Origin of the sequence: Pseudomonas sp. PDM04, assembly GCF_014851765.1 — a bacterium.
Taxonomy (GTDB): Bacteria; Pseudomonadota; Gammaproteobacteria; order Pseudomonadales; family Pseudomonadaceae; genus Aquipseudomonas.
The window spans coordinates 66,679-82,336 of the sequence record NZ_JACVAI010000005.1; the positions used below are offsets into that span (position 1 = coordinate 66,679).

At 62.8% G+C, this 15,658-nt stretch carries 11 protein-coding genes; 4 read left to right on the forward strand and 7 right to left on the reverse strand.

Annotated features, from left to right (window positions below; genetic code table 11):
- Positions 1 to 108: 108 nt before the first annotated feature.
- Positions 109 to 1,269, reverse strand: coding sequence for an AAA family ATPase (locus IB249_RS19955; protein WP_192307437.1), 1,161 nt, complete (start codon positions 1,267 to 1,269; stop codon positions 109 to 111).
- Between the two features lie 190 nt (positions 1,270 to 1,459).
- Here IB249_RS19955 and IB249_RS19960 point away from each other — a divergent pair, with 190 nt between their 5' ends.
- The 3 genes from IB249_RS19960 to IB249_RS19970 are packed head-to-tail and all read left to right on the forward strand — an operon-like array spanning position 1,460 to position 6,677.
- On the forward strand, positions 1,460 to 2,563 hold the full coding sequence (locus IB249_RS19960) for an efflux RND transporter periplasmic adaptor subunit (RefSeq protein WP_192307438.1): 1,104 nt from the start codon (positions 1,460 to 1,462) through the stop codon (positions 2,561 to 2,563).
- Positions 2,560 to 3,627 (forward strand): efflux RND transporter periplasmic adaptor subunit, encoded by a 1,068-nt coding sequence (locus IB249_RS19965; RefSeq protein ID WP_192307439.1) that lies wholly within the window; start codon positions 2,560 to 2,562, stop codon positions 3,625 to 3,627. Before IB249_RS19960 ends, IB249_RS19965 begins: the two co-directional genes overlap by 4 nt.
- A complete protein-coding gene (locus IB249_RS19970) occupies positions 3,624 to 6,677 on the forward strand; it encodes an efflux RND transporter permease subunit (RefSeq protein ID WP_192307440.1) in 3,054 nt (1,017 codons plus the stop codon). Before IB249_RS19965 ends, IB249_RS19970 begins: the two co-directional genes overlap by 4 nt.
- A gap of 96 nt (positions 6,678 to 6,773) precedes the next feature.
- Here the strand turns inward: IB249_RS19970 and IB249_RS19975 are convergent, their stop codons facing one another.
- Entirely contained in the window at positions 6,774 to 7,403 is a 630-nt protein-coding gene (locus IB249_RS19975) for a class I SAM-dependent methyltransferase (RefSeq protein WP_192307441.1), read from the reverse strand.
- Between the two features lie 131 nt (positions 7,404 to 7,534).
- Here IB249_RS19975 and IB249_RS19980 point away from each other — a divergent pair, with 131 nt between their 5' ends.
- The gene (locus IB249_RS19980; RefSeq protein ID WP_192307442.1) at positions 7,535 to 10,369 is read left to right on the forward strand and encodes an RHS repeat domain-containing protein; all 2,835 of its coding nucleotides are present in this window, start codon (positions 7,535 to 7,537) and stop codon (positions 10,367 to 10,369) included.
- Positions 10,370 to 10,404: 35 nt separating this feature from the next.
- Here IB249_RS19980 and IB249_RS19985 read toward each other — a convergent pair whose 3' ends face one another.
- From IB249_RS19985 to IB249_RS20005, 5 genes are all read right to left on the reverse strand, one after another.
- On the reverse strand, positions 10,405 to 11,049 hold the full coding sequence (locus IB249_RS19985; RefSeq protein ID WP_025211262.1) for a methionine ABC transporter permease: 645 nt from the start codon (positions 11,047 to 11,049) through the stop codon (positions 10,405 to 10,407).
- A complete protein-coding gene (locus IB249_RS19990; protein WP_192307443.1) occupies positions 11,039 to 12,160 on the reverse strand; it encodes a methionine ABC transporter ATP-binding protein in 1,122 nt (373 codons plus the stop codon). The genes IB249_RS19985 and IB249_RS19990 overlap by 11 nt, the downstream gene beginning before the upstream one ends.
- Positions 12,161 to 12,162: 2 nt before the next feature.
- Positions 12,163 to 12,972, reverse strand: a complete 810-nt coding sequence (locus IB249_RS19995) for a MetQ/NlpA family ABC transporter substrate-binding protein (protein WP_192307444.1) — start codon at positions 12,970 to 12,972, stop codon at positions 12,163 to 12,165.
- Positions 12,973 to 13,088: 116 nt separating this feature from the next.
- Positions 13,089 to 14,447: an LLM class flavin-dependent oxidoreductase gene (locus tag IB249_RS20000; RefSeq protein ID WP_192307445.1), complete on the reverse strand. Its 1,359-nt coding sequence runs from the start codon at positions 14,445 to 14,447 to the stop codon at positions 13,089 to 13,091.
- On the reverse strand, positions 14,447 to 15,640 hold the full coding sequence (locus IB249_RS20005; RefSeq protein WP_192307446.1) for an SfnB family sulfur acquisition oxidoreductase: 1,194 nt from the start codon (positions 15,638 to 15,640) through the stop codon (positions 14,447 to 14,449). The genes IB249_RS20000 and IB249_RS20005 overlap by 1 nt, the downstream gene beginning before the upstream one ends.
- Positions 15,641 to 15,658 lie beyond the last annotated feature (18 nt).

The following is a 15,658-nucleotide window of genomic DNA, read 5'->3' on the forward strand; positions in this document are numbered from 1 at the left end:
CGCCTCAGACGATCTGCGCGTCCCCATCGCGAGCGGGCTCGCTCCCCCAGGTACTGCACAAAACCTGGGGGAGCGAGCCCGCTCGCGATTCGATGAACAGGGCGCCGATCAGCCCGGCCAATTCCACGCCGGCTCATCCAGCACCCGCTGCCCGACCATCCCGGTCTGGCCCAGGGTTTTTTCCAGCACGATGCAATGGCATGCCGGGTCTTCCTGCAACGCCGAAATCAGCCGTCGTGCATGGGACACCACCCACACCTGAGCGTGTTCCGAGGCCCTGATGATCAGGCGCGCCAGCGCGGGCAACAGATCCGGGTGCAGGCTGGTTTCCGGCTCGTTGAGCACCATCAGCGATGGCGGACGGGGTGTCAGCAGCGCCGCGATCAGCAACAGATAACGCAGCGTCCCATCGGACAGCTCGGCCGCCGATAACGGGCGCAGCAAACCTTCCTGATAAAACTCGATCGCGAAGCGTCCACCCGGCAGCGGCTCGATATTCAATCGCGCACCAGGGAACGCATCGCTGATCGCGGCCTGCAAGGCGTCGGGATCACCGATCTCGCGAATGGTCTGCAAGGCTGCTGCCAGGTCCCGCCCGTCGTGATGCAGCACCGGCGTACGCGTCCCCAGCTGTGGTTGGCGCGCCGGTGCGTCGGCGTCGCTGCGAAAGTGATCGTAAAAGCGCCAGCGCCGAATGAACTCGCGCATCTGCACGACTTCCGGAGAGCTTCGAAGGCTGCCGACCTGATCGAACAGGCTGTCAAAATGTGGCGTGTGCTGGGCCAGCACGTCCCAGCTGCGACCGGCACGGGCGCGAATCATCGAGCCATCGCGATCCACCAACAGGCTGGCGGGGCGATAGAGCGGCCCGGACCAGATGCATTCTTTCTTGATTTCCGGGTCGAGGGAAAACGCCGACAGACTCGGCACCGGCAGGCCCAGGGCGATCGAATAGCTAAAGTCCTCGCCGGCAAATCCCAGGCGCAGGCGTTTGACGCCGTGCCGCACGGTCGACTGGATGGGCACCTCACCGCTTCGCATACGCCGGGTGATGATTTCCGGCCCCGCCCAGAACGTCGAGTCCAGGCCGCCCTCGCGGGCCAGCGCGTTGACCACGCCGCCCTGGGCGGTTTCCGCCAACAGACGCAACGCGCGGTAGAGGTTGGATTTGCCGCTGCCGTTCGGTCCGGTGATCAGGTTCAAGCGCCCCAGGGGAATCACCAGGTTGTTGATCGAGCGGTAGTTGGCCACCGCGAGGGTTTTGAGCATGAAAAGCTTCCTTTACCGGGTCGTCCGGTTGCCTGCCTTCTTGTGGGCGCGCGCCTCACGGCACTCTCAAGACCATCGCGGGCGAGCTCGCTCCTAAGGGGAAGGCCGCCAGCTGTGCAGCTATTGAACCCTGTTCTAAGCTCACAGTCGTATTGCCATTGGCACGTCCGTACAGCGCAAAGGAGTTTGCATGGCTGGTCCCGGGTTGAAAAGAGTGGTGGGCCTGAGCCTCCTGCTGCTGTTGAGCGCCTGCGGCGAAAAACCCCAGGTCGAGAAAGATCGCCCACGGGTCTTCGTGCAGGTGGTCAAGCCGGCCGAATACGCCGCGTCGGTGACACTCACCGGTGATGTGCAGGCACGGGTCCAGACCGACCTGTCGTTTCGCGTCGGCGGCAAGATCATCCAGCGCTCGGTCGATGTCGGTGACCGGGTGTCGGCCAAGCAGGTGTTGGCCAAACTCGACCCGAAAGACCTGCAGAACAGTGTCGACTCGGCCAAGGCCCAGGTGGTCGCCGAGCAGGCGCGGGTGACCCAGACCGCTGCCGCCTTCGTCCGCCAGCAAAAACTTCTGCCCAAGGGCTACACCAGCCAGAGCGAGTACGATTCGGCCCAGGCGGCATTGCGCAGCAGTCAGAGTGCGTTGACCGCCGCCCAGGCGCAACTGGCCAACGCCCGTGATCAGTTGAGCTACACCGCGCTGGTCGCCGACGCGCCGGGAATCATCACCGCCCGCCAGGCCGAGGTCGGTCAGGTGGTGCAGGCCACGGTGCCGATTTTCAGCCTGGCCCGGGACGGTGAGCGGGACGCGGTGTTCAACGTCTACGAATCGTTGCTGGCGCACGAGCCGGAAGAAAAGACCATCGTGGTCAGCCTGCTCGACAACCCGGCCATCAAGACCACCGGCACGGTGCGGGAGATCACCCCGGCGGTTTCCGCGCAGACCGGCACGGTGCAGGTCAAGGTCACGCTCGACGGCCTGCCGGATGGCATGCAGCTCGGCTCGGTGGTCAGTGCCACGGCGAAGGTTCCGGGCACATCCGCGGTCGAATTGCCGTGGTCGGCGCTCACCAAAAACCTCAGCGAACCGGCCGTGTGGCGGGTGGACGACCAGGGTGCGGCGCAGTTGCAAACGGTCACGGTCGGGCGCTACCTGACCGGCAAGGTCATTGTCAGCGACGGCCTGAAGGATGGCGACCAGGTCATCATCGCCGGCGGTCAGTTGTTGCACCCAGGGGTCAAGGTCGACATCGCCGAAAATACCTACAAGGACCTGGCCGAGGGAGTCCAGCCATGAAGCACCTGTTGCTGGCCTGCGCCGTGGTGATGCTGGTGGCGTGCTCGGACAAGGAACCGCCCCCGGAGCCGGTACGCCCGGTGTTGTCGGTCCGGGTGCAGGCGCTGGACGAGCAAACGCTCGGTCGCTTCGCCGGCAGCATCCAGGCCCGTTACGAAACCAATGTGGGCTTTCGCGTGCCGGGGCGGATCGCCAGTCGCAACGTCGATGTCGGCGCCGAAGTGGAGAAGGGGGCGTTGCTCGCCACGCTCGATCCCACGGATCAGCAGAACCAGTTGCGCGCGGCGCAGGGCGATCTGGCGCAGGTCCAGGCGCAGTTGATCAATGCCCAGGCCGACGCCCGTCGCCAACAGGAATTGTTCGATCGCGGGGTGGGCGCCCAGGCGCAACTGGACATTGCCCAGACCAATCTGAAAACCACACAAGCCTCCTATGACCAGGCGAAGTCGGCCGTCGATCAGGCCCAGGACGCGCTCGGCTACGTCGAGTTGCACACCGATCACAAGGCCATTGTGACCGCGTGGAATGCCGAAGCCGGCCAGGTGGTGACGGCCGGCCAGCAGGTCGTGACCCTGGCGCAGCCGGACATCAAGGAAGCGGTGATCGACCTGCCCGACACGCTGGTCGATCAGTTGCCGGCGGACGTGGTGTTCCAGGTCGCCGTGGAACTGGACCCGAGCATCACCACCACGGCCACGGTACGTGAAATCGAACCCCAGGCGCAGAGCGCCACCCGCACCCGCCGCGCGCGCCTGACCCTGGCCGAAACACCGCCCGGTTTTCGCCTGGGCACCGCCATCGGCGTGATCCTCAGTTCGACGATCAAACCGCGTATCGAGCTGCCCCTGACCGCCCTGCAGGACGCCGATGGGAAAACCCGGATCTGGGTCATCGATGTGCAGAATGCAACGGTTTCGCCCCGGGAGGTGCAGGTGGTCAGCCGCAGCGGTTCGACGATGGTCCTGGCCAGCGGTGTGAAGACTGGCGAACGGGTGGTGAGTGCCGGCGTCAACAGCCTGAAGCCCGGGCAGAAAGTGAAAATCGACGAGGACAGCCCACGATGAAAGGGAGTTTCAACTTATCCGAATGGGCGCTCAGGCATCAGTCGTTCATCTGGTACCTGATGCTGGTCGCGTTGCTGATGGGGGTGTTCTCCTACCTGAACCTGGGTCGCGAGGAAGACCCTTCGTTCACCATCAAGACCATGGTGATCCAGAGCCGCTGGCCCGGTGCGACCCAGGAAGAAACCCTCAAGCAGGTCACGGACCGCATCGAGAAAAAACTCGAGGAGCTCGACTCCCTCGACTACGTGAAAAGCTACACCCGGCCCGGCGAATCGACGGTGTTCGTGTTCCTGCGCGACACCACCAGCGCCAAGGACATCCCGGAAATCTGGTACCAGGTGCGCAAGAAGATCAACGACATCCGTGGCCAGTTTCCCCAGGGGCTGCAAGGGCCGGCGTTCAACGACGAGTTCGGCGATGTGTTCGGTTCGGTGTACGCCTTCACCGCCGACGGTTTGTCGATGCGCCAGCTGCGCGATTACGTCGAGCAGGTCCGCGCCGAGATCCGTGACGTGCCCGGGCTGGGCAAGGTCGAGATGATCGGCGAACAGGATGAAGTGCTCTACCTGAACTTCTCCACCCGCAAACTGGCGGCGCTGGGCATTGATGAGCGTCAGGTGGTGTCCAGCCTGCAATCGCAGAACGCGGTGACGCCCGCCGGGGTGATCGAGGCCGGTCCGGAGCGGATCTCCGTGCGCACCAGCGGCCAGTTCGCTTCGGAAAAGGACCTGGCAAACGTCAACCTGCGGCTCAACGATCGCTTCTATCGCCTGGCGGACATTGCCGAGATCAGCCGGGGTTATGTCGACCCGGCGAACCCGGAGTTTCGTTTCAACGGGAAGCCGGCCATCGGCCTGGCCATCGCCATGAAGAAGGGTGGCAACATCCAGACGTTCGGCAAGGCGCTGCATCAGCGCATGACCGAACTGACCGCCGACCTGCCCGTGGGCGTCGGCGTGCACAATGTGTCCGACCAGGCCGCCGTCGTGGAAAAGGCCGTCGGTGGCTTCACCAGCGCCCTGTTCGAAGCGGTGGTGATCGTGATGCTGGTCAGTTTCGTCAGCCTGGGTGTACGCGCAGGTCTGGTGGTGGCTTGCTCGATTCCCCTGGTGCTGGCCATGGTCTTTGTGTTCATGGAATACAGCGGCATCACCATGCAGCGGATCTCCCTCGGCGCCCTGATCATCGCCCTCGGCCTGCTGGTGGATGACGCGATGATCACCGTGGAGATGATGGTCACGCGCCTGGAAATGGGCGAAACCAAGGAACAGGCGGCCACGTTCGCCTACACCTCCACCGCGTTCCCGATGCTCACCGGCACGCTGGTGACGGTCGCGGGTTTCGTGCCCATTGGCCTGAACGCCAGTTCGGCGGGCGAATACACCTTCACCCTGTTCGCGGTGATCGCCGTGGCGATGCTGGTGTCATGGATCGTCGCGGTGCTGTTCGCGCCGGTCATCGGCGTGCACATCCTCAGCGCCAACGTCAAACCCCATGCCGCCGAGCCCGGGCGCATTGGCCGCGGCTTCAACTACGGCATGCTCTGGGCGATGCGCAATCGCTGGTGGGCCATCGGCATCACCATCGCCTTGTTCGTCGTGTCGGTGTATTCCATGAAGTTTGTGCAGAACCAGTTCTTCCCGTCCTCGGACCGTCCGGAAATCCTCGTCGACCTGAACCTGCCGCAAAACGCTTCGATCGCCGAAACCCGCAAGGCCGTGGACAAGCTGGAAGCGACGCTCAAGGACGACCCGGACATCGAGCGCTGGAGCACCTACATCGGCGAAGGCGCGATCCGTTTCTACCTGCCGCTGGACCAGCAGTTGCAGAACCCGTACTACGCGCAACTGGTCATCGTCAGCAAAGGCCTGGAGTCGCGCGAGGCCCTCAGCCAGCGGTTGCGCGAGCGCTTGCGCAAGGAGTTCGTCGGCATCGGCAGCTACGTCCAGGCACTGGAAATGGGGCCGCCGGTCGGTCGGCCCATTCAATACCGGGTCAGCGGCAAGGACATCGACCAGGTGCGCAAGCACGCCATCGCCCTGGCCACCGAACTGGACAAGAATTCGCACATCGGCGAGATCATCTACGACTGGAACGAGCCGGGCAAAGTGCTGCGCATCGACATCGCCCAGGACAAGGTGCGGCAGTTGGGGCTGTCATCGGAAGAAGTGGCGAACCTGATGAACAGCATCGTCGCCGGAGCACCCGTGACGCAGGTCGATGATGACATCTACCTGATCAACGTCGTGGGGCGCGCGGTCGATGATGAGCGCGGTACGCCGGAAACCCTGCAGAACCTGCAAATCGTCACGCCCAGCGGCACCTCGATTCCACTGCTGGCTTTCGCCACCCTGCGCTATGAGCTCGAGCAGCCACTGGTGTGGCGTCGCGACCGCAGGCCGACGATCACCATCAAGGCGGCGGTGCGCGACGAGATTCAACCGACCGACCTGGTCACGCAGTTGAAGCCGACCATCGACCAGTTCGCCGCTTCGTTGCCGGTGGGTTACAAGGTCGCCACTGGCGGCACGGTGGAGGAAAGCGCCAAGGCCCAGGGGCCGATCGCCAAGGTCGTGCCGTTGATGCTGTTCCTGATGGCGACCTTCTTGATGATCCAGCTGCACAGCGGGCAGAAGCTGTTCCTGGTCGCCAGCGTCGCGCCGCTCGGACTGATTGGCGTGGTCCTGGCGCTGATTCCGACGGGCACGCCGATGGGCTTCGTGGCGATCCTCGGGATTCTGGCGTTGATCGGCATCATCATCCGCAACTCGGTGATTCTGGTAACCCAGATCGACGCCTACGAGAAGGCCGGTTCCACGCCATGGGACGCGGTGGTGCAAGCCACGGAACACCGGCGCCGGCCGATTCTGCTGACCGCCGCAGCGGCGAGCCTGGGGATGATCCCGATTGCCCGGGAAGTGTTCTGGGGGCCGATGGCCTACGCGATGATCGGCGGCATCATCATCGCGACGCTGCTGACACTGCTGTTTTTGCCGGCGCTGTATGTGGCCTGGTACAGGATTCGCGAGCCGAAGCAGGAGGCGCAGTAAAGGCGAGCAGGCTCGTTCCCACAGGGGACCCGAGTCGTTCTGGCACAACGCGGTCTCCTTTGGGAGCGAGCCTGCTCGCGAAGGCGGCCCCCCAGCCTATGCCGACTTGCGCCAGACACTGGCCAACCAAGGCTGCTGCGCCCTCGGCAGCCCCGCCGGCCGGTAGTAGTGCTCCAGCTCGACGAACCCGGCTGCGGTCAGCAAGCTCTGCCAGGCCGCCAGGTCGTGATACGCCCCATACCGGGGGCCGTTCCAGCCTTCCTGATTCTCGCCGCGCGGATTGGAGCTGAACAACACACCACCGGGTTTCAACGTGCCATGTAATTGCTGCAACACCCGAGGCAATTCCTGGCGCGGAATGTGGAACAGCACGGCATTGGCAAAAATACCGTCGAAGCGCCCGGCTGGCAGGTCGAGCTTGAGGAAATCCTGCTGCCAGACCTCGCAACCGCTGTCTTCACGGGCCATCTGCGCAAACTTTTCCGAGCCGTCGAGCCCCACCGCGCGGTGGCCCAGGCGCGTGAACGTCTGCAAATCGCGCCCCGGCCCGCAACCAAAATCGAGAATATCGAACGGCGCTTCGCCCTGAATATGGCGCAGCAATGCATCGATGTTCTGGCTGACATCGTGATCGCGGGTGCCTTCGCGAAAGCCTTCGGCCACCGAATTGTAATGGCCCAGGGTGGTGGCGGTGATTTGCTCGAGGTCGGCGGGGGTCTGTTTCATGGTCGGCTGCACAGGCTGGGAATCTGCCGAATATACGCCATGCAGGCGGTCGACCCTGTTACTTCTTACAGTATCGGTCAAGTCAAAAAAGGCTCAGTCTTTTGCCGATGGAAGCAAAGGGATGTTGTGCCGTGAATGCTCATCATGACGCTGATACACCGACCTTGCTGGTCGCGGACCCGCGTTCGCGGGTCGTCCGCCGTGTCGGTTATTGCCGTCAGGGCGGCTCTTGCGTCATTGAATCGCGCATCAACCGACACCTTTACGATGGGGTGGGGCGGGAGGTCGAGTCCTGGGACCCGCGACTCCACGGCTCGACCGCAAAACCAAACCAGGCGACGGTCTACGGTTTGAGTGGTCAACCCTTGCTGACGGACAGCGTGGACGCCGGTTGGCTGCTGAGCCTGTTGAATCGCGCGGGCTTGCCGCATGCATCCTGGGATGGGCGAGGGAGCCGGATGCATTGCGCCTATGATGAGCAGCAGCGTCTGCTGGCGGTCACGGAACAGGCCGCTGACGCATCGCCCCGTGTGGTTGACCGCTTCACCTACGGGGACACTGGCGAGGAGCGGGCCGAGCGCAACCAATGTGGCCGGTTGATTCGCCATGACGACCCGGCCGGCTCTCAGAGCATCCAGCAATACGGCCTGATCGGCGCGGTGCGGGTTGAAAGCCGGCGCTTTCTCATCGAATTGGAAGCCCCCGACTGGCCTCTCGACATCGACGCCCGGGACGCGTGGCTGGAAGATCAGGCGTACGTCACGCGGCATGCTTTCCTGCCCACCGGGGAAGTTGAGCAGCAACACGATGCCATGGGTAATCTTCGACGCTTCGGCTACGACGTAGCGGGGCAGTCGGCAGCGGTCTGGTTGTCGCTGGCCGGGAACGGCAAAACGACGCAATGCCTGGTCAGCAATATTCGCTACAACGCCCAGGGTCAGGTCGAACGCGAGACCGCTGGCAATGGCGTGATCAGTCAAGCCTTTTACGCTGACGAGGAGGGGCGGCTGACTCGCCTGGTGTCGGCTGTGGAGGCTGACAGCCCCTTGCAGGACCTGAATTACACTTATGATCCAGTCGGCAACATCATCGAACTGGAAGACAGGGCCCAGGCCGTGAGCTGGTTCAACAACCAGCGCATCGAACCGATCAACCGCTATCGTTACGACAGCCTCTATCAGCTGGTCGAAGCCACTGGCTGGGAAGTCAGCACGCCGAGCCACGGTCCGCCGTTACCCGCGCTGTTACCCACGCCGCTGGACCCCAACCAACGACGCCATTACACCCAGCGTTTCGACTACGACGCAGCAGGTAACCTGATCACCCGCCATCACAGCGGGGCGCCGGGTTTTTCCATGTTCACGTCCGGGCGCAGCAACCGCAGCCTGGCGCAACGGGACGACGGCTCGCTGCCGGGGGAGCCGGACATCGAGTCGGGCTTCGATGCCTGCGGTAATCAGCGTGAGTTGTTGCGCGGACAAACCATGACCTGGGATGTGCGCAACCAGTTGAGCCGGGTTTCTTTGGTCCGCCGCGAAGATGAGCCCGGTGATGACGAGTGTTATACCTATGACCGTCCGGGCCATCGCCTGCGCAAGGTGCACATTCGCCATACGCCCGCGCGCGAGCTCCACGATGAAGTCCGTTATCTCCCCAGCCTGGAAATCCGCTGCCAGGCCGATGGCGGGGAACACCACGTGATCCTGGCCGAAGCGGGACGCAGCAGCGTTCGAGTGTTGCATTGGCCGCAAGGTGAGCATGCCGAACAACTGCGCTACAACCTGCGCGATCACCTCGGCTCCACCACGCTGGAGGTGGACGACGAGGCGGGGGTATTGACCCAGGAGCACTACTACCCCTTCGGCGGAACAGCCTGCTGGGCCGGTCAAAACGAGGGGGTGGCGAAATACAAAACCCTTCGTTATTCGGGCAAGGAGCGCGATGCGACGGGGTTGTACTACTACGGCTTCCGGTACCTGGCAACGTGGTTGCAGCGTTGGATCAGCCCGGACCCGGCGGGCGACGAAGACGGACCCAATCGCTATGTGATGGTGGGCAACAACCCGATTAATTTCATTGACCGATTTGGCCTGGTTGGAGAAGTCAGCGTCTTTCAGGAAGTCTTCGAGACAGTGGCCATCGCCATCGTTTCATTGTTGGTTGGGGTCGGCGTGGCCAAGCTCACGGGCATTACTGCAGTTGGCTCCGTAACGGGGGCATTATTGTTCGTAACACTCCTGAATTACCGACATTCGCAATGGGCGGCGTCGGGCTCAAAACAGCGAATGGTCAATGTTGCGAACCGAGTGGGCTTGACCTCCGAAGAAACCAACAGCTTTAAGGCCTTTGAAGCTGCGCAACGCAAGGTTCGTGGGAGCACCCCGATGGCCTTCGCGCTTTTCCTGCTAAAAACAGGAGAGATTTTTGGTTACGGAGGGCCTAAGGCCAATATGGAAAAGGCACGTAAAGTCCTGGCTGACAGCAAGAATCCAGAACGAGATTTAAAACCATTGGGTTATGCCGTGAAGTCGATTCGCGCCGCCCGGAAAGAACCCTCAACATCAGCCCCAAGTGGAGCGTCTGGCACTCAGTTTGAGTCAGGCAGTCCGGTCGCTGAATCCCAGCGAGCGAAAAAGGGGCGTAAAACGCCCTCGTCCAGCTCCGTTCCATCCCTGAGGCCCTACACGCGAACTGCCCCCTCGCCACGGCTGGAAATTGATACAACAGCAATATCGGCGATCCTGGCGGCCGAAGATCGTGACAGTCAGATCGTGAATAGGACGCTCGAACATTTGCGCGAGGGGCGTTTCAGCGCGGTCCATTGGCATGGCTACGGTAAAAATTTATGGTCTGCAGATTTGTCTGGATATAACGAGCACACGGGGCGCGGCGCTTACAGATTGATGCTTCATCACGACAAAGGCAATAAATACACCGTCATGGATATAGTGAATCCACATCACTAAAACGCGGGGGGCGGATTCCCCGCCCCCGCTCGCGATCAACGCTTGTTCAACCCCCGAGCCAGGCGATCCCCACCCAACTGAATCACCGCCACCAACGCCACCAGCAACACGATCACCGTCAACATGATCTGGCTGTCGAAACGCTGATAGCCGTAGCGATAGGCGATGTCGCCCAACCCGCCCGCGCCAATCGCGCCGGCCATGGCCGAGGAGTTGATCATGGTCACCAGGGTAATGGTGAAACCACCGACGATTCCCGGCAGCGCCTCAGGCAACAACACATGCCAGACAATGTGCCAGCGCCGGCAGCCCATGGCCTGCGCCGCTTCGATCAAACCGTGATCGACCTCGCGCAGACTGACCTCGGCGATGCGCGCAAAGAATGGCGTGGCGGCGATGGTCAGCGGCACCACGGCGGCCCAGACGCCGTAGGTGGTGCCGACGATCAGGCGGGTGAACGGAATCAGCGCCACCATCAGGATCAGGAACGGGATCGAGCGGAACAGGTTGACGAACGCGCCCAGCGCGCGGTTCAGCGCCGGTGCCTCGTAGATCCCGCCCTTGCCACTGGTGACCAGGATCACCGCCAGCGGAATGCCCGCCAGCAGCGCGATCAATGACGACACCCCGACCATTAGGAAGGTGTCGATGAAACCTTGCAGCAAACGATCAAACCACATAACCCAGCACCTCCACCTGTTGGGCCCAGCGACTGGCGCGCAGGCGCAATTCTTCAGCGCCCAGCGACGAGCCGGACACCGCCAGCAGCAATTGCCCCAGGGCATGCCCCTGAATCCGTTCCACGCCGCCCTGCAGCAACCGCACGCGACCGCCGAGGGCGGCGAACAGCGCGGCCAGGTCCGGTTCGTCGGTGGCGCTGCCGGTGAACTGCAAACGCAGGACCACGGCGGCCTCGGGGGATTGCAGTTGCGTCTGCAGACGGCTCTGCAGTTCCGCCGGCAATCCGTGTTGCAACGGGGCGAGCAAGGTTTTGCTGACCTCGTGCTGCGGGTTGCCGAAGACTTCCCACACCGGCCCTTGCTCGACGACGCGACCATGCTCCAGCACCACCACGCGGTCGCAGATGTCGCGGATCACCGCCATTTCGTGGGTGATCAGCACGATGGTCAAACCCAGGCGCTGGTTGATCTCGCGCAGCAGGCCGAGGATCGATTGCGTGGTCTCCGGATCGAGTGCCGACGTGGCTTCATCGCACAGCAGGATCTCGGGGTCGTGCACCAGTGCGCGGGCGATGCCGACGCGCTGTTTCTGTCCGCCGGAAAGCTGCGCCGGGTACGCCTTGTGTTTGGCTTGCAGGCCTACCAGCTCCAGCAGTTCACGGACTTTGCGCTCGCGTTGTTCCCTGGGCACGCCGGCGACTTTCAGCGGCAGCTCGACGTTCTGCCAGACGGTCTTGGCCGACATCAGGTTGAAGTGCTGGAAGATCATGCCGATGCGCCGGCGCAGCGTCACCAGGCGGTCTTCATCGAACTCGCCGATGTCGACCTGATCGATCAGCACGCGACCGCTGCTCGGCTGCTCCAGGCGGTTGATGGTGCGGATCAGCGACGACTTGCCGGCGCCGCTGCGACCGATGATGCCGAACACTTCGCCACGCTGGATCGCCAGGTCGATGCCGTGCAGGGCGGCCACCGGGCCTTGCTGGCCGTTGTAGGTCTTGCCCACGCCGATGAAGCGCACGTGGGCGTGATTGAGCTGCGGGTGCAGTTCGGTCTGTTCGACTTTATGTCGCTCTGGAATTTCCAGTCGCAAGGGCGTCGCCGCAGTCATTTTCAGCTTTCCCAACCGGCTTGATAGAGCTTGCCGTGGGCTTTATCCAGGGCGGCGCGAACGGCAGGCGAATGCTGGTAGATGTCGACGAACTTGATCAGTCGCGGATCGGTTTTGCTTTTCGGCTGAATCACGAACTGGATCACGTATTCCTTGTGATCGAGCCCGTCGAACAGCAGCGCGGAGCCGGCATCGAAGGTTTTCGCCAGGCGGATATAGGCCGGGTAACCCTGGACCAGATCGGCGTCGTCATAGGCACGCACCAGTTGCACGGCTTCGACCTGCAGGATTTTGATGTGCTTGGGGTTGGCGACGATGTCTTCTTCGGTGGCCTTGTAGCCCACCCCCGGCTTGAGCGTGATCAGCCCGGCCTTGGCCAGCAACTGCAAGCCGCGACCGCTGTTGATCGGGTCGTTGGCGATGGCCACGCTGGCGCCTTCGGGCAGCTCGTCGAAGCTTTTGTATTGCTTCGAGTAGAGGCCGACGTTGTTGATGATCCCCGGCGCGAACGGCACCAGGTCAAAACCGGAAGCGGCCCTGGCGTTTTCCAGGAACGGCACGTGCTGGAAATAGTTCACGTCGATGTCGCCGGCCGCAAGGCTGACGTTGGGGGCAATCCAGTCGGTGAATTCCACCAGTTCGACTTTCAGGCCTTGTTTGCCGGCTTCCTCGACCGCGGCTTCCAGCGGGATGGCGAACGCGGCGGTGGTGCCGACTTTCAGCGGCGCGTCGGCGGCGAAGGCGACGGAGCTGAAGAGGCCGAGGGCCAGGGCCAGTGCTTTGACTGGGTGGGAGAGGTAGTTTTTGGTCATGATGAATTTCCAGTCAGTGCTTTGGATTTTGGGTGTCTGTTGGGGCCAATCGCGAGCAGGCTCGCTCCCACAGGGAAACGCGGTTAACTGTGGGAGCGAGCCTGCTCGCGATGCTTTTACCGGCGAAACGCCGACCCCGTATGCTGCTCAGGCAAATGCGCCCCCTCGTGAAACAGCTTCTGCCGCAGGCTGCCGTCGTCATAAGCGGTCTTGTACGACCCGCGACGCTGCAGCTCGGGAATCACCAGGTCGATGAAGTCCACATAGCTTTCCGGCGTGACAATGCGGGTCAGGTTGAAACCATCCAGCCCGGTTTCGGCAATCCACGACTCGAGCTCATCCGCCACTTGACCGGGCGAACCGACCACGGTGATGTAGCGTCCGCCCAGGGCGTGTTGCTCGAGCAGTCGGCGGCGGGTCCAGTCGTTGTTCTGCAAGTGTTTGGTGGCCGACTGGATCGCATTGCTCTTGACGTACTGGATCGGTTCGTCGATGGCGTACTCGGAAAAATCGATGCCGGTGGACGCCGAGAAATGCGCCACGCCAGCTTCGGCGCTGGCGTAGCTGCGGTACTCGGCATGCTTGGCCCAGGCCAGCTCCTCGGTGGCGCCGACGATCACGTTCAGGCCCATGAACACCTTCACGTCCTGTGGGTGACGCCCGGCCTCGACGGCACTGGCGCGCACCTTGTCGACCTGGGCCTTCGTCGACGGTTTGTTCTGGCCGCTGATGAACACGCATTCGGCATGGCGCCCGGCGAAGAGCAAGCCGCGATCCGAACTGCCGGCCTGGAACAGCACCGGCGTACGCTGCGGCGAAGGCTCGCAGAGGTGATAACCCTCGACCTGATAGAACTCGCCCTTGTGCTCGACCTTGTGCACTTTGTCCGGCTGCGCGTAGATCCGCTGTTGGGGATCGTTGAGCACCGCGTCGTTTTCCCAACTGCCCTCCCAGAGCTTGTAGAGCACTTCGAGGTATTCGTCGGCCTGGTCGTAACGCCGGTCGTGTTCCACCTGCTCGCTCAGCCCCATGGCTTTGGCGGCGCTGTCCAGGTAACCGGTGACGATGTTCCAGCCGACCCGGCCACGGCTCAGGTGATCGAGCGTCGACATGCGACGGGCGAACAGGTAGGGCGGTTCGTAGGTCAGGTTGGCGGTCAGGCCGAAGCCGAGGTTTTTCGTCACGGCGGCCATCGCCGACACCAGCAGCAAGGGGTCGTTGACCGGCAGCTGGATCGATTCCTTCAACGGCACGTCCACCGAGTTCTGGTAGACGTCATACACACCGACGATGTCTGCGATGAACAAACCGTCGAACAGACCGCGCTCCAGCAACTGCGCCAGTTCGGTCCAGTATTCGATCGTCTTGTACTGGGTGGAGGTGTCCCGTGGGTGGGTCCACAAACCGTGATTGATGTGCCCGACGCAGTTCATGTTGAACGCGTTGAGCAGGATTTTCTTTTTCGCCTCGGCCATCAGATCGTCCCCCGCAATGGAGGGTTTTCGTCGTTGAGGTAGTAGTTGCCCACCGCGTGATATTTCCAGCGCACCGGGTCGTGCAGCGTGTGCACCCGCGCGTTGCGCCAGTGACGGTCCAGGCCGTGCTCGATCAGCGTGGCCTGGCTGCCTGCCAGTTCGAACAGGGTGCTGCCGGCAGCGAGGGAAATTTCGGTGCTGATGGCGCGGGCCTCGGCGACGGCAATCGAGGCGGCCGCGACGGTCTCGGCCCGGGGGTCGGCCTGGGCCTTGTCGAGGTATTCACCGGCGCGTTCCAACAGGGCCTCGGTGGCATGCAGGCGAATGCTCAGCTGGCCGAAGCTCTTGAGGGTCAATGGGTCCTCACTGGCCTTTTCATGGGTCGCGTCGATCCACGGGCGGGTTTTGGTGCGCACGAAATGCAGCGCATCCTCGTACGCCGCGCGGGCGATGCCGGTGTCGATGGCGGCGTGAAGAATCTGCGCCAGCGGGCCGACAGTCGTCGGCCGTTCGAACGCGCTTTGAAACGCGATGACGTCCGCGGCGTCGACGTAGACGTCTTCGAACACCACCGAACCGCTGCCGGTTGTGCGTTGACCGAAACCGCTCCAGTCGTCGATGACCGTCAGGCCTTTGCTGTCATGCGGCACGAAGGCGAGTTGCTGCACACCGTTTTCATCCACCACCGAGGTTGGGATGCGTTGCGCGTAAATCGCCCCCGTGGCGTAGAACTTGCGACCGTTGATGCGATAGCCGGCGCCAGAGCGGGTCAGGCGCGTGGTGCGGTCATGGGCGGTTTTGGTGCCGAGTTCGGCGAGTGCGTTGCCGAATCGCTGACCGGCCAGCACTTCGGCGTAGAGACGTTTTTTCTGCTCGTCGCTGCCGTTTACGCGCAGCACTTCGAGGGCATAGAAATGGTTCTGCGGAATCTGCCCCAGGGAGCCATCCGCCTGAGCGATCAGGGCGATGACCTTGGCCAGGGTGACGTTGGAGACGCCGGCACCGCCGTACGCTTTCGGCACGCCGATGCCCCAGAGACCCGAACGGGAAAACACTTCCAGCTCCGGAAGCGGCAGACGGCGCTCGCGGTCACGCAGGGCGGCATCGCGTTTGAAATCCTCGGCCAGGTCACTGGCGACGATCAGGGCTTGCTCATCGCTGGTGATGACCGCGACGTGACGAGAAAGAGACATGTGTTTCTCCAGAGATCT